Genomic DNA, 19,818 nt, shown 5'->3' with positions numbered 1-19,818 from the left:
GCGGTTTTCCCGGCGAATCGGTGTTGACACCACCCTGCAAGTGTTTTCGAAACGGAATACCGGGAGGCTGTGGTGGAAACGGACGGACACACCGGTCTGCAAGTGTTCTACACACTGCAGTGGAGGGTAACTGCCACATAATCGCTCGGTAGCACTCCGGGTTCACGGTCTACTGTTGGCACACACACACCACCCTGCAACTGTTCTGGACTGTACAATAGAGGGACTGCCACTGAACACACACACACCACCGTGCAAGTGTTCTGCCATGTGAGTCGGTGGGGGGAGGGGAGCAAATACGCTGGCTACGTGAACTGCCAGAGGTTCTGTTGCTCGTCGTCGGTCGTGTCCGGTGCCTCAAACTCGGTGGCCTCGTCTTCCAGATAGTGTTCGAGTATCCCGTTGACGTTGCTCGGCACGGCATCGCTGTAGGACGACTGGAGCGCGGCGTTGATGATATCGGTCGCGTCGTCGGTGACCTCGTAGATGTACTTGCGCCCACCCTTGCGACCGAGGTTGCGTTCGGCCGAGCGGACTAGCCCTTGCATGGAAAGCTGGTCGAGGAACTCGTAGATCTTGCGTTCGGATTTCACGCGGCGGCCACTCGACTCCGCAATCGAGGAGTAGAGGTTGTAAATCCGCTTTGTCGACGCCTCGTGTTTCGGTTCGATGAGCGCAAGCGTCGTCGCGAGGTACGTCAGCGCCTGCTGTGAACTCAGGTCGTGCTCGAAGTAATCCAGCAGTTCGTCGGTTTCGATAGTGTCTGTCGCCCGTCGCGTATGTGCTTCTGTCACACCGTCCGCGCCCTCCATCCGCGCGTACTCTCCGGCCTTTTCGAGGATTCGGAGTCCCTGCCGAACGTCGCCCCGTTCCTGCGCCGAGAAGGCCGCCGCCAGCGGGACGACGTCTTCGCCGAGCACGTCCTCCCGGAACGCGATGTCGGCGTAATAGCCCAGAATGTCTCGGAGTTCCGTTGCGTCGTACGGACCGAACTTGATCTCTCGCTCCCCGAGCGTCGATTTCACTTTGGGTTCCAGCACGTCGACGAACTTGAGGTCGTTCGAAATCCCGATGAGTCCGACCTTCGCATCGGTGATCGGCGTGTTCTCGTTCGCTTCGGCCCGCGGCAGTTCATACAGGAAGTCGTTCCGCGCGTCCGCTGGAATGTTGTCGATCTCGTCCAGGATGATGAGGACGTTCCCACCCACGGCTTCGATCTCCTCGTAGAGGAACTCGAAGACGCTGTCAGTGCTGTAGCCGCTCTCGGGGAGTTGGTTCTCCGGATCTCGGAACTCGTTGACGAGTGTGTTGACCAGCGCGTACGCCGACCGGTAGTTCCGGCAGTTTATCGGACCGACAACGGTGAGTGGGATGTCCTCGGCCTCGGCCTTCTCTTCGAGTTTGTCCCGTACCCACTTCGTAACGGCAGTCTTTCCGACCCCCGTTGGGCCGTAGACGAAGACGTTGTTGGGGTCGTGGCCGACGATGACGTCCTGAAGCGCGTTGATGTAGAACTCGATCTCCTCGTCGCGGTGAAAGATCGTATCCGGCGTGAACGTGTCTTTTTTCAGCGGTTGCTTTCGTTCGAAGATCGCGTCAGTCCCATCGAACGGGTTCTCGTTCACGTCGACCATCGTACGCCACCTTTTGAGTGACTCTATATAAAACCAGTGACCACCGTACAAGTGTTTCAAGTGTTTTCACGCCGAACAGTCACACACCACCCTGCAAGTGTTTCTTCGATCCCTCTGGAAAACAGCCACGAGCAGTCTGCTGCACCGATCCTTCATCTAGAACACTTGAGTCCTGCGATTCTCGACTGTCTCGTTCTGGACCGTATCTAGAACTAGTAGCACTATTATATATTTTATGGTAAAGGCAATAAAATTATATTCACCATCGAACGTCCACCTCCATAGAATTCAAGCTACAAGTGCTTCAGAGCACTCATATCTGCATATACGAATAGTCTTCTGATCATGTACTCTCAGTAGAATCGAACAATCTGCCATTTCTTTAAGTATGCAGGGGGAGCCTCCCCCTCCCCACCCCCACCCCTGGAAACACCGAGAACACTTGCAGGGTGGTGTGTGTGGGTCCCGCTTTTCCACCGACATTTCGGTATAAAAGTACTCAGCGTCGATACGGCATGAAACCCCTGCCATAGCGAACGGTTGGTCATATAGCGAGCTAGCCCGTCACCCGCGGCGCACGGCACCGCTCTTTACTTTCTGACAGCCCGTAGACACCGTATGGACGACCTTACAGTGACGTTCGTCGACCGGGGCCGCGTACAGGCTGATCGAAACTTCGTCGTCGACGGCCACAGCGTCGCGACGGCCTCGGACCGCGACCCGGAACACGAGTACGAAACGTACGTCGTGTGGAACCTCATCGTAGAGACGCCCGAGATGACTATCCTCTGGGACACTGGCTCGCATCCGGAGGCCGGCGACGGGTACTGGCCGACGCCGCTGTACGAGGCGTTCGCACACGTTGACGCCGAGGAGCACGCCCTGCCGGCGGATCTCGAAGATGCGGGCTACAGCATCGACGACATCGATGCCGTCGTGATGAGCCACCTGCATTTGGACCACGCTGGCGGCTTGCACAACTTCGCGGGAACAGACGTCCCGATCTACGTCCACCGGGAAGAACTCCCGTACGCGTACTACAGCGCCAATACGGACGACGGCTCTATCGCCTACCTCGCCAGCGACTTCGACCGGGACCTGAACTGGGAGATCGTCCACGGCGACAGCTATCATCTCACCGATGGGGTCGAACTGTTGCACCTTCCCGGCCACACGCCCGGGCTCATGGGCGCGTTCATCGACCGGCCGGGCCAGTCGCTCCTCGTCGTCGGCGACGAAGCGTACGTCGAAGCGAACTACGCGGGCCAGCCGATGGCGACGAGCCTCCTCTGGAACAACGGCTCATGGAAGGAGAGCCTAGAGCGGTGCCGCGACCGACAGCGGGCGACGGGGGCTGAAGTGCTGCTCGGCCACGACCTCGCGGTGTTCGAAGACGTGTCCGGGGCTGCGGACTGATTCGATATCAGCGTGAGATTAGTCCGACATAACGACAAGTGTCCGGCGCTCACCGTCGTCAGTCGCCACGACCCATCGGTCTTCGTGGCGCTCGATGACCGCCCACACGCCGAAAAACAGGTGCAACTCCAGTTCGAGACTGTTGACGCGCTCTCCGGTCTCCTCGATGCGGAACTCTCTAGACTCGGTCACGGTCGGCATCTCAAGAGCGAATGTCGGCCGACGGCGAGCCGTGGTAATGACCGCGCTGGCCGGTTCGAACGCGGCTCACTGTTCGAGGTAGCCGTACGTCTCCTCCAGATAGTCGATGATCCAGTCGACCGTCGACTCGTCGTAGGTCCAGAAGCCGTAGAACTCGCGTGGCTCGCGCTCCTCGGCCAGCAAGGCGCACTTCTGGGTCGGGTCACCGCCGCCGTCGAACACGACGAACCACGAGTCGGCGATCTCGTCCGACCGTTCCAGATGCAGCGAGAACGTGCTGTACTCGGGTGGCTCGACGTCAGGGACGGCATAGGCGTGAACGTCCACGTCGGTCTCACCCAGCCGTTCGTAGAGGTCGAGTTCGCCCTGAAGCGTAGACAGTGTCTGGAAGCCGGCGTGCAGCGTTCCCTGTCCCACTCGCCACGCGCGGTCCTCGATCTCGCGGGACGCGGCGGTCATCCGCTGGATCGACCACGAGGTGAACATCGTCTCGTCGAGGTGGTCGAGAATCGACGCGTACGGGCTGTTGTCCCGCGTGATGTACTGTCGGCCTTCGTCGAGCGAGTCGGTAAACGAATTGAGACTCGCGGCCGCGATGACCGCTTCGTCCTCGCTGAGCGTGATAAACTCGCCCGGGCGTCCGCTCTCAGTCTGCTCGGTCTGAACGTGGACGTTGCGGTCCGCGAAGCGCTCGCGCAGGTCTTCAGCCGCTGTCGGCCCGGCGTTGAAGACAGTCAGCGTCTTCTGATGGTCCTCGACGCCAGCGATGAGTTCCGTTAACGACATCCTCGACTATACATCGGTAGTCACTGTGTTAGTCGTTGCGGGAGGGAGTTGCATGGCTTACTATTGCTGGCTGACACCTGTCTCCCAGACGGATATCTCGCCCCTGTGAATGTGTCCCAACAGCGACGGACTTCAATTTCGAAAACGGCAATCTGAGGTACCTGAGCCGAAAGATAACGATTAATGAGTGGTGATGTAGTGGAAAATCTTTAGTCATGGCCCCCCAACGGGATGATACGGCACCAGAGCTGGGGCCGAGGATTTCACCATGACAGACAACGAACTAATCTGGCGAATCGCCGGTGGTTCCGGTGACGGAATCGACTCGACAAGCCAGAACTTCGCGAAGGCCTTGATGTGGTCGGGGCTGAACGTGTTCACACACCGCCATTACCCGTCGCGTATCCGCGGCGGCCACACGTACGTGGAAGTACGTGCGAAAGACGAGCCAGTACAGTCCCGCGGGGACGGCTACAACTTCCTGCTGGCCCTGGGTGACTCCTTCGCCCGGAACCCGCAGGAAGAGGCCTACTACGGCAAAGAGGAGCTGAAACCGCTGTACGAGAACTTCGACGACCTCCGCGAGGGCGGCGTCCTCCTCTACGACGAGGGACTGCTCGACGAGGAAGACGTCGACGAGATCGGTCTCGAAGAGGCCGCCGAGGAGAACAACTGGCACGTCGTCCCGATGGACCTCCGCGGCATCGCCAAGGAGCACGGCCGCGAGATCATGCGGAACACGGCCGGTATCGGCGCGACCGCGGCCATTCTCGACATCAGCACCGACGAGTTCGAGAAGCTCATCAAACAGAACATGAGTGGCGACATGCAGGAGGCGAACCTCAACGTCCTGCACGACGCCTACGAAGCCGCAAGCGAACTCGATATCGATCACGACATCGAGGTCCCCGAGGGCTCCCACGACGAGGAGCAGGTCATCCTCTCGGGCTCGAACGCCATCTCCTACGGCGCAATCGACGAGGGCTGTCGCTTCATCTCGGGCTACCCCATGACTCCGTGGACCGACGTGTTCACGATCATGTCACAGCACCTGCCCTCGTTCGGTGGGATCTCCGAACAGGTCGAAGACGAGATCGCGGCCGCCGCGCTGGCCCTCGGTGCGTCTCACGCCGGCGTGAAAGCCATGTCCGGGTCATCCGGCGGTGGCTTCGCGCTGATGTCCGAACCGCTCGGACTGGCGGAGATGACCGAGACGCCTATCGTGCTCGTCGAAGCGATGCGGGCCGGCCCCTCGACGGGGATGCCGACCAAGCCCGAGCAGGCGGACCTCGAACACGTCCTGTACACGTCACAGGGCGACTCCGCCCGCGTCGTGTTCGCGCCGGCGAACATCCGCGAGTGCTACACGCAGACCCGCTCGGCGTTCCGCATCGCCTACGAGTACCAGATCCCGGCTATCGTCATCTACGACCAGAAGATCCAGGGCGAACTCCGGAACCTCCCGGCCAGCCACTTCGACGAGGAACCGAACGCCGATCCCGGCTCGGTCCTCACCGAAGAGGAGATTCAGGACGCCGCACACCACTCCTCCGGGAAGTTCCAGCGCTTCCTCCACGAACCCGAGGACGGCTCGAACGTCAGCCCGCGCTCCGTGCCGGGCCAGAAGGACGGCCGCTTCCTCGCGACGGGCAACGAGCACAACCCATCGGGCCACATCAGCGAGGACCCCGAGAACCGTATCGCCCAGATGAACCGTCGGCTCAACAAGCTCGACGACATCCGTGCTGATCTGGACGAAAACACGTCCCACCAGACCTACCACGGACCCGACGAGGCCGACTACGGCATCCTCGTGTGGGGCAGCCAGCAGGGGACCGTCTTCGAGGCCGTCGACAGACTCAACGAGAACGGCCATTCCGTGAAGGCGCTTGGCGTCTCCGACATGGCTCCGTACCCGAAGGAGGAGGTCTCCGAGTGGCTCGAATCGGTCGACGAGGCGCTCGTCGTCGAGATGAACGCCACGGCCCAGTTCCGCGGCCTGACTCAGAAGGAACTCGGCAAGTACGGCGACAAGATGTCGAGCCTCCTGAAGTACAACGGCAACCCATTCGAGCCCGCCGAGATCGTCGACGGGTTCGAATCCAGCATCGACGGCGAGGAACTCGCCGCGAGCAACATGAAGTACGTCCCCGCGGCAGGTGACTAACCAATGAGTGCATTCTCAGCAATCAACGAAGAACGCGAGATCGAGCGCGACGAGTTCACACCCGGCATCGAACCGCAGGCGACCTGGTGTCCGGGCTGTGGTGACTTCGGCGTCCTCAAGGCGCTCAAGCAGGCCATGCCGGAAGTCGGCAAGAACCCCGACGAAGTCGCGCTGTTTACCGGCATCGGCTGTTCCGGGAAGCTCAACAGCTACTTCAACAGCTACGGCTTCCACACCATCCACGGCCGCTCGCTGCCCGTCGCCCGGGCCGCGAAGCTCGCCAACCCCAACCTCGAAGTCATCGCGGCCGGCGGGGACGGCGACGGCTACGGTATCGGTGGGAACCACACCATCCACACGGCCCGTGAGAACCACGACATCACGTACATCGTGTTCAACAACGAGATCTTCGGGCTGACCAAGGGGCAGACGTCGCCGACGTCGCCGAAGGGCCACAAGTCCAAGACACAGCCCCACGCTCGGCGAAGTCGCCGATCCGCCCCCTGTCCCAGCAGCTCAACGCCGGTGCGACCTACATCGCCCGGACCGCGGCTGTCAACCCGAACCAGGCGAAAGAGATCATCGCCGAGGCCATCGAACACGACGGATTCGCGCACATCGACTTCCTGACCCAGTGTCCGACCTGGAACAAGGACGCGAAACACTACGTCCCGTACACGGACGTCCAGCAGTCCGACGAGTTCGACTTCGACGTCTCGGACCGCGCGGAAGCCGCCGAGATGATGCGAAAGACCGAGGAGCGTCTGTACGAGGGCGAAGTGCTCACCGGTCGGATGTACATCGAAGACGAGCGCCCCTCCTACGGCGAGGAGAAGCGCCAGATCGGCGAGATGCCCGAGGAACCGCTCGCAGAGCGGTACTTCGACGAGGACGCGGAGTGGGAGCGGACCTACGACAACCTCCTCGAACATCACAAATAAGGCCCGCTACTGGACTGCAGACACCACCTCGAACGTGGGTTTCTGGTTCGGAAGATATTTTTTCATGCACCGAAAAGATTACTCTATGAGTGCCGAGTCCACGGAGCGTCGAATCCTGTCGGTCCTTGAAGAGGACGCACAGGCCTCGTACGCAGAAATCGCGGAGCGAGCCGACGTATCGAAGCCCACAGTCCGGAAATACATTCAGAAACTCGAAGAGGAGGGCGTCATCGTCGGCTACTCCGCCGATGTCGACCCGAAGAAGCTGGCAGGCCAGTCGATTGCCCTTGTCGGCATCGACATCGCGAGCGATTGCTACGTCGAGGCCACGCGGAACCTCAAGGAGATCCCGGAGATGGAGGAACTGTACACGTCCAGCGGCGACCACATGCTGATGGCGGAGGTCCGAGCGATGGACGGGGACTCGCTGGCGGACGTCATCGAAGACAAGATTCTCGCGCTCGACGGCGTTACCGCCGCGCATCCGTCGTTTCTCCAGGAACGGCTGAAGTAACGGGTTTTTAGACGCTCCAGCGCTGACTGCACGGTATGCTTTCTCGGCTGGTGCTCGGACTCGGGCCGACGGCCGCGGACCTTCTCGACGCGATTAGCGACGACCGCGGCGACCTGGCAGTCGTGACCCAGGACGAGCACCGTGCTGAAACGCTCCGGGCGGACGGTATCAACGTACTCGAAGCCGACCAGACTGATCCATCTGTTCTCGCCGATCTCGACGTTCACCCCGAGAGCGTCATCATCGCCAGCGAGGACCCCGAGCAGAATGCCGACGCGGCGACGGCCGCACGTGACTGCTTTCCCGACGTGTTCCTCCTCGCCTACGCCGGCCGCGGCGCGACGGCAGACCAGCGCGACCGACTCGACAGCGTGGCGGACCGGCTGGTTACGCCGGAGTCTGTCGTTACCGACTACGTCACCCAGTCGGTCGGCGACGAAGGAACGCGGGCCAGACAGCTCCATCAGGTACTGCGGGACATCGACGACCACCTCGCCGTCGTCACGCACGACAACCCCGACCCGGACGCGATTGCCAGCGCTGTCGCCCTCGGGGCGCTCGCTGAACGGGCCGATTGCGAGGTGACGATCTGTTACTACGGAGAGATTTCTCATCAGGAGAACCGGGCGTTCGTCAACCTCCTCGATTTCGACCTCCGGAACTTGGATGCTGACTCCCCGGACGAACTGGACGCGTTCGACGCGTTCGCGCTGGTCGACCACTCCAGAGCCGGTGTCAACGACCAGCTCCCACCGGAGACCCCCATCGACATCGTCATCGACCACCATCCGCCGCGCGTCCCGATCGAAGCCCGATTCGTCGATCTCCGGAGCGGCGTCGGGGCGACGAGTACGTTACTGGTCGACTATCTCCAGCGGTTCAACATCGACATTCCGACCCCAATCGCGACGGGCCTGCTGTTCGGCATCCAGGTCGACACGAAGGACTTCCGCCGGGAGGTCGCCGCCGCGGACTTCGAGGCCGCCGCGCATCTCGTGACGAACGCCGACATGGCGACGCTCCAGCGCATCGAAGACCCGAGCGTGAGCCCGGAGACGCTGTCGGTCATCGGCCGCGCGATCGCGAACCGCGAACAGGAGGGCTCGGTGCTTCTGACCGGCGTTGGCGAGATAACCGACCGTGACGCGCTCGCGCAGGCGGCCGACAGGCTGCTCGACCTCGAAGGCGTGCAGGCGACGATGGTGTACGGCGTCGTCGACGGGACGATCTACGCCTCTGCACGGGCTCGCGGGGCGGACATCGACCTCGGCGAGGCGCTGCGGGACGCCTTCGGACAGATCGGGTCCGCGGGCGGTCACGCCGATATGGCGGGCGCACAGATCGACCTGGGGATGATCACCGTCGACGAGCGCGAGGAGTCGCTGGAGGAGATCGTCCGCTCTATCGTCTCTGACCGGTTTCTCGACGCTATCCAGTCGCGGTCCCACCGGCTGCTCGGGCGCGTCTACGCACGCGCTGACTACGACGTGGCCGCGTTCACGGAGTCGACGGCGCTCAGACGGGACAGCGGAGACACCATCACGACGCCTGGAGACACGCCTGCAGGGTCGAGCGACGACACCGCAACGGACTGGAACAGCGATGTGCTGTTTCTGGAAGACGGCGACGAAGACGGAGGCGACGAGTCAGAACAGGCGGACGACGCGGCTGAGCCGCCGGACGACGAGTCAGAACAGGCGGACGACAGCCCGGAGACGCTCGTCGAACCCGACGACAGCGAGCCGCCGTAGGCGAGCCTTTTTTGCCGTCGGTCGAGAACATCGCGCCGATGGAGGAATCGAGTCGACCGACGGTCGGAGACTACATGACACGCGAGGTTGCCACCGTCGAACTCGACGACACTGTCGGGGAGGTCGCCCGACGGATCGCCGACAACGACCACTTCAGCGGGTTCCCGGTGACGGACGGCCGCCGCGTCGAAGGGTTCGTCAGCGCGCGCGACCTGTTGCTCGCGGAAGACCACGAGCCGATGTTCCGTGTGATGACCGACGACATCCTCGTGGCGCACCCGGACATGGCCGTTCAGGACGCGGCACGCGTCATCCTGCGGTCGGGCATCCAGAAACTTCCGGTCGTCGACGACGCCGGCCACCTCGTCGGCATCATCTCGAACGCGACGTGATCCGCTCACAGATCGAACGGGCGACCCCGGGCAAGGTGGACAAGCTCGGCCGGACGCTGGAGAACATCCACGGTATCACGACACACGAAGGCCGACGGGAGGTGGAGCTCGACGACCTGACGCCGACACAGACGACGGTGTACGCCGACGAACTCGAAGGCCGGGTGTACGAACTGGAACGCGGGCTGGCGGAACCGCTCGTCGTCATCGACAACGGCGGGGACCTCCTGCTGGCTGACGGCCACCACCGCGTGAAAGCCGCCGCGCGGCTCGATATCGACGAAATGGACGCCTACGTCATCGTTCTCGACGAGACGGTCGAACTGGGGATGGCCGAGACGGCCGCAGACTCCGACCTGGAGTCGATCGACGATATCGAGGTCGTCGACTACGCGCACCATCCGCTCGTGCAGACGACGGAGCGGCTCCAGAATTAGTCCTCGACGGTGTGATTGACGGTAGCGTCCCACTTTGCCCGAACCTTCTTACTAAATCATGACATACACCGGAGTATGTTCGACGAGTCGGACCTCCAGCGCATCCGCGAGCAGAAAGACGAGTGGGAAGCCGAGACACTGGACCCCGTACTGGACGCCTACGGCGAACGCAAAGAGCAGTTCGCGACGGTCTCAAACCTCGACGTAGACCGGCTGTACACGCCGCTCGACGTGGACGACGTCGATTACGAGGAAGACATCGGCTTCCCCGGCGAGGAGCCGTTCACACGCGGTGTCTATCCGACGATGTATCGCGGCCGGCAGTGGACCATGCGGCAGTTCGCGGGCTTTGGGACCGCCGACGAGACCAACGAGCGATTCCACTATCTCATCGACGAGGGCCAGACCGGGCTCTCGACGGCTTTTGACATGCCGACGCTGATGGGGATCGACTCCGACGACGTGATGGCCGACGGCGAAGTCGGCAAGGAGGGCGTCGCCGTCGACACGCTGGCGGACATGGAGCGGTTGTTCGACGGCATCGACCTCGGTGAGGTCTCGACCTCCTTCACGATCAACCCCAGCGCCCCCGTCATCTACGCGATGTACATCGCGCTGGCTGACCAGCAGGGCGTCCCGCGCGAGGAAATCCGCGGGACGCTCCAGAACGACATGTTCAAGGAGTTCATCGCACAGAAGGAGTGGGTCATTCCGCCGGAGCCGTCGCTGAAACTCGTCACCGACACCATCGAGTTCGCCAGTCAGGAGACCCCGAAGTTCAAGCCCATATCGGTGTCGGGGTATCACATCAGGGAGGCCGGCTCGACAGCCGTACAGGAACTCGCGTTCACCCTCGCGGACGGCTTCGCCTACGTCGAGGACTGCCTGAACCGGGGGCTTGAGGTCGACGAGTTCGCCCCGCAGCTCTCCTTTTTCTTCAATTCGCACAACTCCATGTTCGAGGAGATCGCGAAGTTCCGCGCGGCCCGGCGCATCTACGCCCGCGTGATGGACGACTGGTACGACGCGGAGGCTGACGCGAGCAAGCAACTGAAGTTCCACACCCAGACCGCCGGGCAGTCACTGACAGCCCAGCAACCGCTGAACAACATCGTCCGCGTGACGATTCAGGCCCTCGCAGGTGTGCTGGGCGGAACCCAGAGCCTACACACCAACAGCTTCGACGAAGCGCTGGCGCTCCCATCGGAGCAGGCCGTTCGCGTCGCCCTCCGGACACAGCAGATCATCGCGGAGGAGTCGGGAGCCGCCGATATCGTCGACCCGATGGGCGGCAGTTTCGCCATCGAGTCGTTGACCGACGAGGTCGAGGAGAAGGCGATGGCCTACATCAACCACATCAGGGACGAACTCGGCGACGGGTCTGTTCGTGACGGCGTCATTCAGGGGATTCAGGACGGCTACTTCCAGCGTGAGATTCAGGACGCCGCCTACGAGTACCAGCAGCGTGTCGAGAGCGAGGAAGAAGTCATGGTCGGGGTTAACAAGTACACCGTCGAGGAAGACACCGAACCCGAGATTCTCACCGTCGACGAGGACGTACAGGAACGCCAGCGGGACAAGCTTGCGACGGCCAAGGCAGAGCGCGATGACGCGGCCGTGGAGGCGGCGCTCGACGAACTGCAGCAAGTGATCACCAACGGTGGGAACGTCATGCCCGTCATCATCGACGCGGTGAAAGCCTACGCGACGATGGGCGAGATCATGGCCGTCTTCGAGGCAGAGTACGGGAGCTATCAGGAAACGGCCAGCGTCGCCTGACTGGACAGAGCGTACGCTCAATCGTCGCTTGAAGAACTGTTTTCGAGGTGCAACCAACTTCCATCATCACTCGCATCAGGTACACTGATACGACCCGAGTCGTTCCTGGTCGACAGATTCGGACCCGTTCAGGTTGGTCGACTCGGTCAGGACAATCAACTCCACGCGTTCCATCGCGTCGTCGTGGCCTTGATTCCACCGGGAACACAGATACGTTGCGAGCGACTGTCGAAGACTGGGTTCGTGACGGGCTGTCCCGAGGAACTTCTTCCAGCGCTGGTTCGGAAACCGGTCTGACACCTCTGGCGGCCGGGAGAGAGTGACCGGCTCCCCGGTAAGCGCGTCGACCCGATTCCCGGACTCCAGGGGTGCCGGGGCCGCGTACCACCACGTTTCCTGTGGCGGGTCTGGCGCGAACATATTCCAGCTCCGGTCCTCGATTCTGTCCGGCGTACCTGTCGGTGCGGCGACGAAGCCGACTGCGATAGCGTTGAGAACGACAATGGCGACGATCCCGAGCGCCGCTAGCGAAGCCGTCGTCGTAGGGAACCAGATCTGTGGCGGACCTGTCGCTGCATCCGGCCACCGCGGGCGCAACGCTTCGATAGCGGCGGGCCAGCGGTTCGCGAGCCCGTCCCAAAGCGGCGTCGGGAGAAACAGGACCAGCCCGAGAATCGAGACGAGCGGAAACACACCCAGGCGAAACGAGAACGCCATACAGACGTGTGCGGTGACGAACGCCGCGACCAGTGCCGTCCGATACCATCCGGTCCAGATGAGCAACAACGGGGACCCAACGAGCAAAGCGAGCCAGAGCCAGTTCCCCAGGACCAGCACCGGGTCCCAGCCCGCAACCACGTCACCAAGCCGGACAGTGAGGTGGTCGAGCTGGAACGCGTACTGCACCGCAGTCCCTTGGTGCCAGTACGTACCACGAAGCTTCATGAGGCCGTTCGTCACGTACACGGCAAGCACTTGGAGAAGGATTCCTGCAGTGCCGGCGGTGGCGACCCGTGTCGAGGCGGAGTCCGGCGGCCCATCTTCCCAGGCACAGCCGAGCGGGAGCAGGAGACTCCAGAACAGCAGCCGGCGAAACAGCGTATCGCCGGCGTTGAGGACGACAGGGTTCCGGAGCTGTATCGATACGAGCAGGACGAACGCGACGCCCGCGCTCAGGCGAGGGTGGTAGCCGACCACCAGCGCCAGTCCTGCGAGCGCCGTCAGTCCGAGGGCCACCAGCGGGAGCCAGACGGCCCCCGAGAAAGCGAGCGGCGACACGTCTCCCAGAACCGGATACAGTTCAGCCAGTGTCGAGCGCGGGAGCGCGCCGCTATCGGTGTAGAACGCAACGATGTCCGACCACCGCAGAGTGATGTCGGCGAGGAGACACAGCCCGAGCGCCGCTCTGAACGCTGCGAGCGCACGTCGGTCGATAGCGATCCTGCGGACCAACCACTGACGGAGGGGAAATTCGGGGCGCATCTGTAGGGAGGGCGGCGAGACACCGGCTTGTCGTCAAGCAGGCGACTAGCAGCCGATTTTCTGTCGGCTTAAAATAAACTAACGGAATCAGGCTATCAGAAAGCTGAAGCGTACACAGCGGTACGAGGAACTGGTTCACACGGCCAGATATACTGCAGCAACGGACACTCAGGAACTGGCCGCGTCGTCGATTCGCTCGGAGACGTACACGACGAGGCCAAGCAACACGCCGAGGACGATGCCGATGGTAACGAACCCGTAGATAGCGACGCCGAACGGCGTTGGCGGCAGCGCAATCACACCGAACAGTTCGGGTTCGAGGTCCTCCGGTCGGATACTGCCAAGAACGAATCCCATTACACCCGCGAGAACGACAATAGCAACGTACAGACGAAGGACGATTTGCTGCCCGGACCTGGCCTCGGCTGGCTCGCTCATGTGTGAACAACGGCTCGAAGACGATTAGCCTTTTTCACTTCCACGCCGTAGCTATCCTATGTCACAGAAGGAACTGTTGTTTCTCGTCCTGACCGGAATCGCGCTCATGATGTTCGTGACGGCCATGGTACTCGTCTCCGGCGCGAGCTAACAGGCACTGTCAGTTCGGGCGTGGCTGCGAACGACAAAAAGTAGACGAAAACAGAATTCGGCCGCTTACGAGTCGTCTTGTTCTTCCTGGCCGCCGTCAGCGAGCAGCGACGGGTCCTTCTCCGGTGCTTCGGCTTCGAGTTGCTCGTCGAACCACTGGAACTCACGGTCTAGCATGCCGTCGCGTTCGAGGTTCCACGGGTCGCCGTCCTCGACTTTCGGGCCTTCGAGCCAGGACTGGACGATGTTCCAGACGAAGAACAGCTGGCCGATGAACAGGATGAGTGCGCCCACCGTCGCCGCCTGGTGGAAGGTGCTGACCTGCGTCAGCGGCGCGATAGCGCCATCAAACTGGTAGGTGGCGTACCGGCGCGGCATCCCCAGATAGCCGAGCGCGAGCATCGCGAAGAACGTGATGTTGGTCCCGACCATCGAGAACCAGAAGTGCGCCTTCCCGAGCGTGCGCTGGTACATCCGCCCGGTGAATATCGGGAACCAGTAGTAGATGCCGGCGAAGGCCGCGAAGCCGATGGCACCCATCACGATGTAGTGGAAGTGTCCGACGACGTAGTAGGTGTCGTGCAGAATCAGGTCGACGGGAATGGAGGCGAGGAACACGCCCGTAACACCGCCGATGATGAAGTTCGAGACGAAGCCGATACAGAACAGCATCGGCGTCGTCAGGCGCAGGCGGCCGTTCCACATCGTCGTGATCCAGTTGAACGTCTTGACTGCGCTCGGTATCGCGATAGCCAACGAGACAGCCATGAATGAGGCCCGGAGCCGCGGGTCCATACCCGTCGAGAACATGTGGTGGGCCCAGACGCCAAAGGAGAGGACCCCGATGGCGAGCGTCGAGTAGACGACGAACTTGAAGCCGAACAGTTTTCGGCCGGAGAACTTCGGCAGGATGAGGCTGACCAGTCCCATCGGCGGCAGGACGAGGATGTACACCTCGGGGTGGCCGAAGAACCAGAACAGGTGCTGCCACAGCAGCGGGCCGCCACCCTCGACGGCGAAGAACGTCGTCGAGAGGTTCCGGTCCAGGAGGAGCATGACGATGGCGCTCCCCAGCAGCGGGAACGCGAACAGGATGAGCGCGGACTGGGTGAGGATCGTCCACGAGAAGATGTCGAGGTTCGCCCAGTTGACCTCCTCGTTGCGCTCCGTGAAGATGGTCGCGATGAAGTTGATCGCCCCCATCGTCGCTGCAACGCCCGAGAGGTGCAGTCCCAGCAGCATCAGGTCGACGCCGGGGTTCGCCTGCTCGACCGACAGCGGCGTGTACATCGTCCAAGCCGTACGAGCCGGCTCGATCATGTTCTCGGTTACCGGCGCGAGGAAGAATCCGGCCCAGATAAGCAGGGCCGCCGGCGGAAGCAGCCAGAACGCGATGGCGTTGATACGCGGGAACGCCATGTCGTCAGCCCCGATGAGCAGGGGGATGAAGTAGTTCGCGAACGCCGCGATGATGGGCGTCCCGAACAGGAACAGCATCGTGATGCCGTGACTCGTCAGGATGGAGTTGTAGGCGTTGTTGCCGAGGATGGCCCCGGCGGGCGTGACGAGCTGGAGGCGGATGAGCATCGCCATGATGCCGCCCACGGCGAATGCGATGACCGCGTACACCCCGTACAACAGACCGATGTCTTTGTGGTCGACGGTTGTTAGCCAGCGAATGATACCTGCGGGTTTCTCACGGTTGATGACCGCTGCCTCGTCACCCGTGACGGCCCCGCCACCCGCGAGCGGCGTATACGAACGCCAGTTCTCGACACGGGTGAGAAGCGCGGCGACGCCGACGAGGAGGACGGCCATCAGCCCCGTCAGCACAATATCTCCTGCTACCATAGTCGTCCTTCAGGACTGGGACATTATCAAAGGGTCGATTCCTGCAGCAACGATCATAAAACACGGCTTCCATCCGGCGGTGAAACCGCAGAAAGGAGGGACCACCTCGCACTGTCATCCGGTGGCGACCGCGGTCGGCCTTCGAAACGGTTTGTCTGGAACTGTCAGATCAGTCTTCGTGGCCGAGTTCGCCGCTCTCCTTCTCAGCGTTCTCGACGGCCTTCCCCGCGTAGTAGGTCAGGACAGCGAGCAGCAGGAACATCGAGATGATCAGTGCGAACTGCATTCCGGAGAAGACGGGATCCGTTCCGAATGCCGGGAATGCGGCGAACGCGACGATGAAGAAGAGGAGGATCCCGAGCGGGATAACGTTCACAGTGAGGTCGAGCAGGGTGTCTTTTTCGAACCCGAACAGTGCCATGCCTGTCCGTTAGAACAGGTCGGTAAATAGAGTGTTGGTTTCCGAACCGGGCGGGTACCCGTCTCAGGCCGCGGTCTGTTCCATTATCGAGGCGACGCCACCCATCGCGATCATCACGGTGCCCGCCGCGGCGACGGCCACCAGCCGAGTGAGGAGTGGCCCGGTCCCGACGTTCGAGAGCGCGATATCGGCGACCGGGACCTGCCAGAGCGCAAACGCGGCGGCGAGGACGATAAGAACCACTCCCACGCCCAGCAGGGTCGGCCACGGCCGTTCCACGTACCCGGACTCCGTGAGGATACCGGCGATACTGCCGCCGAACAGTATCAGTCCGAAGACGGCTACCGGAAAGAGTCCGACGAACACGCCGATCTCTGACAGTGCTAATCCCAGTGCGACGAACAGCGGCCACGGGCTCGCAGTCGGATACTGGTCGCTTAGTCCCGGCTCCTCTGCCATACACGCACTTACACTCGAATCGACATATGTCCATCGGACCGCGCCCGTGGGCACAAACTATTTGTCTGCCATCCGGCTTGGTGGGAGTAATGAGTACACGCACGGTCGAACGGGTCGACGGCTGGGAGTCGGTTCCGTTCGACGGCGGGTTCGCGGGCCTGCAAGACCTCGCCGGGCAGGAGTTCTCCGGCGCGGTCATCACGGGTCCGACGCGCCTGTTCATGTTGAACGGGACCGTCGTCGGCGTCCTCGACGGCACTATCGAGGACTTCGAGGACGCGTCGGGAACAGCCAAGCGATCACCCCACGAGGCCTTGCCCCTGCTTGCAGTGATGCAGGAGCGGGCCGACGAGGTGAAAGCGCAATACTACACCGAAGACACCGCGCTTGCAGACGTCGATCAGACCCTGTCGAGCGGCAACTTTACGGGCTTTATCGAACTTTCAGAAAACGTCCTCTCGGGGGACTACTACACTGTCTACCACCAGGGCCGCTCGATGAGCGTGGCGTGGGTCGGGAACTCAGACAATCTCATCACCGACGACGAGGCGTTCGAGACGGCCAACGACGAGGTCGGCATCTACGAGGTCATGCCGGTCGACATCGAGCCGATCGAGATTCCGGAACCGCCGGAATCCGCGGCGGACGAGCAGTCAGCGGACCCGGCGGCCGCCGGCGTCGATCCGCTCGACGCTGGCGACGAGACGGCTGTCGCCGACGTACCCACCGACGAGGGTGCAGTGGATAGCACGCCGACAGAGACGGCAGCACCGGACGAACCGACACCACAGGACGACGCCAGCGATGAACTGGCGGACCCATCCCCGGACCCCGTCGGAGATACCGAAGCCGGTGGAACCGACGAGGCTGAACAGGCCCAGACCGCAGCAGAGTCGACACCGGACCGCGGCCCTGCAAGCAGCGGCCCGCCGGGGTCGAAAGCCGCCGGCGCGACTCCGGGCCGGTCCCGCCGCAGTTCCGAGTCGGACGAGCAATCGAGCGTGGACGAGAAGCCGAATGCGGACAGCCGGTCAGACAGCGGAGCGACCGACCGGGCGGCGACAGATACTGACACCGCGACACGGACGGAACCCGACAACGACGCCGTCGAACGGGAGACCAGAGTGCGTGAGACTGCCGGGGAGACCGAACCGAAACGCCCGGCGACGGACCCGTCACAAACGCAGGAATCCCAGCAGGCGAGTGCTCGGAACGCCCCGGCACAGAGCGACCAGACGGCTTCGACGGACCGTCGCGCCGAACCGACCGACGCGAAACCGAACCAGAGCACCGAGTCACGGCCGTCCAAGGCACAAACCGGGACTGGAGCGGCAACGTCGACGCCGGACGCCGGTTCTGGCGGGTCAACCACGGACCTGGAGACGCGCTCGGTCCCGTCGCTGGACCCGAACAAATCCGGGGGTGCTCGGGAAAGCATGACAACCAGCGTGTCCCCCACCCAGACGCCACCGAAAGGTGGGCAACAGGCATCGACCCCGCGACGTGACCAGCCAGCACAGGACGACTCGGCACCGTCGACCGAATCCAGTGTGCAGGGACCAGCACCGGCACAGGAGAGCCGTAGCACACCTGCGAAAGACCCACAGCCGGCCGAGACGCCCAAGACCCAGCCTTCGACAGAGGACCAGCGCCAGTCGCCTGCCGACGAAGAGCCGACACCGCACGAGCAGGAGCGCGTCGCGGAACTGGAGTCCGAACTGGAACAGCGGGCCGAGACGGTGTCGGAACTCGAATCCGAACTCACAGATCTGGAAGCCACGAACCAGGAACTCCGGGACGAGCGCGACCGCCTGGAGTCGGAGCTAGCCGACGCACGGGCCGAGATCGACCGGCTGGAGGAGCAACTCGACGAGCAGGACGACACCGCTGCGGGTGGCACCCGGCTCAGCGTCGGCGAGGCGATAAACGGGACGAACCTCTTCGTCAGGTACGACTCGAAGGGCAAAGCGACGCTGGAGGAAGCCAAGGACGGCGAGGCGAGTCGCGAGGAAGTCGAGGCGAACCTCAGGCTGGAGTACCACACGCAGTTCGAGGCCGAGGGCGCCACGGTCAACGGGACGCCCTTCGAGGAGTTCCTCGAAGACAGCATCCAGTACCGCTTCGTCAACTGGCTCATCCGGAACCTCCTCTACGAGATTCGGGACACCGGCCACGCGGGAGCGATGAAGGACCTCTACGAGGGCCTTCCGGCTATCGACCGCGCCGAACTGAACGGCAACGTCACGGTGACCTACACGGAGGACGGCCAGGAGAACCGCTCGCAGGAGCGGTTCGACGTCGTCGTCCGCGACCGGATGGGGAACCCGCTGGTCGTCGCCAACATCAACGACTCGCGCGAACCGGCCTCCGAGGGCCAGATGTCGGACCTCATCCGGAACGCCGAGCGGGTCGGCAACGCCTCCGGATCGCTTGCGTCGGCGTTTCTCGTCACGAGCAGCTTCTTCGAGCCGGGGGCGCTCGAAACCGCCGAAGAAGCCACTTCCAGTGGGCTGTTCAACCGCGATAAGCGGAAGAGCTTCGTGAACCTCTCGCGCAAGGAGGGCTTTCACCTCTGTCTGTTAGAAGCGAGAAACCAGGAGTTCCACCTGGCGGTCCCGGAACTCTGAGAAAGAAGCTTAGCCTTCGATTTCGGCCGCGTCTTCGATCTTCATACCTTCGAGCTTGTCGATGATTTCGTCGACCTTCTCGTCTAAGTCGTCGACGAACTCACCGGTCTGTTCGGTCGTGATCGCACCCTGGCTGGAGGGCTCGATGAGGTTCTCCTCTTCGAGAACGCGCAGGGAGTACCGCACCTTGTGGTGCGGGTAGCCGGTTTCGTTGGACATCTTCACGATACCGATAGGCTCGTTCTCGATAACCATGCGAAGCACCTGCAAGTGGCGCTCCAGCATGTCAACTTCCTTTTCAAGCCTGTCTATCATGGCAATTGTTAACTTGTGTTTGCGGTATTTAAAGGTTCTCCCTCGGATAATCGCTAC

Annotated in this window: 15 protein-coding genes and 2 pseudogenes; 8 read left to right on the top strand and 9 right to left on the bottom strand. The window is 62.4% G+C overall.

Going from position 1 to position 19,818, the window contains the following annotated elements; all coding sequences use genetic code 11:
• Positions 1-305: 305 nt before the first annotated feature.
• On the bottom strand, positions 306-1,634 hold the full coding sequence (locus GJ630_RS10905) for a Cdc6/Cdc18 family protein (protein WP_008313351.1): 1,329 nt from the start codon (positions 1,632-1,634) through the stop codon (positions 306-308).
• A 618-nt stretch (positions 1,635-2,252) separates the two neighbouring features.
• On the opposite strand from GJ630_RS10905, the gene GJ630_RS10900 reads away from it, so the two are divergent.
• Positions 2,253-3,050, top strand: coding sequence for an N-acyl homoserine lactonase family protein (locus GJ630_RS10900; protein WP_014040645.1), 798 nt, complete (start codon positions 2,253-2,255; stop codon positions 3,048-3,050).
• Positions 3,051-3,068: 18 nt separating this feature from the next.
• On the opposite strand, the gene GJ630_RS10895 is transcribed toward GJ630_RS10900, so the two are convergent.
• Positions 3,069-3,251 carry a hypothetical protein gene (locus GJ630_RS10895; protein ID WP_014040646.1) on the bottom strand — a complete coding sequence of 61 codons (183 nt, stop codon included), beginning with the start codon at positions 3,249-3,251 and terminating at the stop codon, positions 3,069-3,071.
• A gap of 66 nt (positions 3,252-3,317) precedes the next feature.
• Complete coding sequence (locus GJ630_RS10890; protein WP_146417181.1) at positions 3,318-4,037, bottom strand: DICT sensory domain-containing protein; 720 nt, start codon at positions 4,035-4,037, stop codon at positions 3,318-3,320.
• 268 nt (positions 4,038-4,305) lie between these two features.
• Here GJ630_RS10890 and GJ630_RS10885 point away from each other — a divergent pair, with 268 nt between their 5' ends.
• The 6 genes and pseudogenes from GJ630_RS10885 to GJ630_RS10860 all read left to right on the top strand — a co-directional run bounded on the left by GJ630_RS10885 (position 4,306) and on the right by GJ630_RS10860 (position 12,018).
• Positions 4,306-6,204 (top strand): 2-oxoacid:acceptor oxidoreductase subunit alpha, encoded by a 1,899-nt coding sequence (locus GJ630_RS10885; protein WP_014040648.1) that lies wholly within the window; start codon positions 4,306-4,308, stop codon positions 6,202-6,204.
• A gap of 3 nt (positions 6,205-6,207) precedes the next feature.
• Positions 6,208-7,145, top strand: a pseudogene (locus tag GJ630_RS10880) (thiamine pyrophosphate-dependent enzyme).
• An 85-nt stretch (positions 7,146-7,230) separates the two neighbouring features.
• Entirely contained in the window at positions 7,231-7,659 is a 429-nt protein-coding gene (gene lrpA1 / locus GJ630_RS10875) for an HTH-type transcriptional regulator LrpA1 (protein WP_004591923.1), read from the top strand.
• Positions 7,660-7,694: 35 nt separating this feature from the next.
• Positions 7,695-9,410 (top strand): DHH family phosphoesterase, encoded by a 1,716-nt coding sequence (locus GJ630_RS10870; RefSeq protein ID WP_050036698.1) that lies wholly within the window; start codon positions 7,695-7,697, stop codon positions 9,408-9,410.
• Positions 9,411-9,448: 38 nt separating this feature from the next.
• Positions 9,449-10,239 (top strand): annotated as a pseudogene (locus tag GJ630_RS10865) (CBS domain-containing protein).
• A 75-nt stretch (positions 10,240-10,314) separates the two neighbouring features.
• The gene (locus tag GJ630_RS10860; RefSeq protein WP_014040652.1) at positions 10,315-12,018 is read left to right on the top strand and encodes a methylmalonyl-CoA mutase family protein; all 1,704 of its coding nucleotides are present in this window, start codon (positions 10,315-10,317) and stop codon (positions 12,016-12,018) included.
• A gap of 75 nt (positions 12,019-12,093) precedes the next feature.
• On the opposite strand, the gene GJ630_RS10855 is transcribed toward GJ630_RS10860, so the two are convergent.
• The 5 genes from GJ630_RS10855 to GJ630_RS10835 form a co-directional block, all read right to left on the bottom strand.
• Positions 12,094-13,470 (bottom strand): HTTM domain-containing protein, encoded by a 1,377-nt coding sequence (locus tag GJ630_RS10855; RefSeq protein WP_191449881.1) that lies wholly within the window; start codon positions 13,468-13,470, stop codon positions 12,094-12,096.
• 198 nt (positions 13,471-13,668) lie between these two features.
• A complete protein-coding gene (locus GJ630_RS10850) occupies positions 13,669-13,938 on the bottom strand; it encodes a hypothetical protein (protein WP_023843313.1) in 270 nt (89 codons plus the stop codon).
• Positions 13,939-14,154: 216 nt separating this feature from the next.
• Positions 14,155-15,939: a cytochrome c oxidase subunit I gene (locus GJ630_RS10845; protein ID WP_014040655.1), complete on the bottom strand. Its 1,785-nt coding sequence runs from the start codon at positions 15,937-15,939 to the stop codon at positions 14,155-14,157.
• Between the two features lie 169 nt (positions 15,940-16,108).
• A complete protein-coding gene (locus GJ630_RS10840) occupies positions 16,109-16,360 on the bottom strand; it encodes a DUF6684 family protein (RefSeq protein WP_008313331.1) in 252 nt (83 codons plus the stop codon).
• A gap of 63 nt (positions 16,361-16,423) precedes the next feature.
• A complete protein-coding gene (locus tag GJ630_RS10835) occupies positions 16,424-16,819 on the bottom strand; it encodes a hypothetical protein (protein ID WP_014040656.1) in 396 nt (131 codons plus the stop codon).
• A gap of 89 nt (positions 16,820-16,908) precedes the next feature.
• Here GJ630_RS10835 and GJ630_RS10830 point away from each other — a divergent pair, with 89 nt between their 5' ends.
• Entirely contained in the window at positions 16,909-19,446 is a 2,538-nt protein-coding gene (locus GJ630_RS10830; protein ID WP_064287449.1) for a hypothetical protein, read from the top strand.
• A 9-nt stretch (positions 19,447-19,455) separates the two neighbouring features.
• On the opposite strand, the gene GJ630_RS10825 is transcribed toward GJ630_RS10830, so the two are convergent.
• On the bottom strand, positions 19,456-19,761 hold the full coding sequence (locus tag GJ630_RS10825; protein WP_004516266.1) for a hypothetical protein: 306 nt from the start codon (positions 19,759-19,761) through the stop codon (positions 19,456-19,458).
• Positions 19,762-19,818: the final 57 nt, after the last annotated feature.

Source organism: Haloarcula sp. CBA1122, from assembly GCF_009741785.1.
Lineage (GTDB): Archaea > Halobacteriota > Halobacteria > Halobacteriales > Haloarculaceae > Haloarcula > Haloarcula hispanica.
The sequence above is the reverse complement of the archived record's forward strand: the minus strand, read 5'-3'. Positions and strand labels throughout refer to the sequence as shown.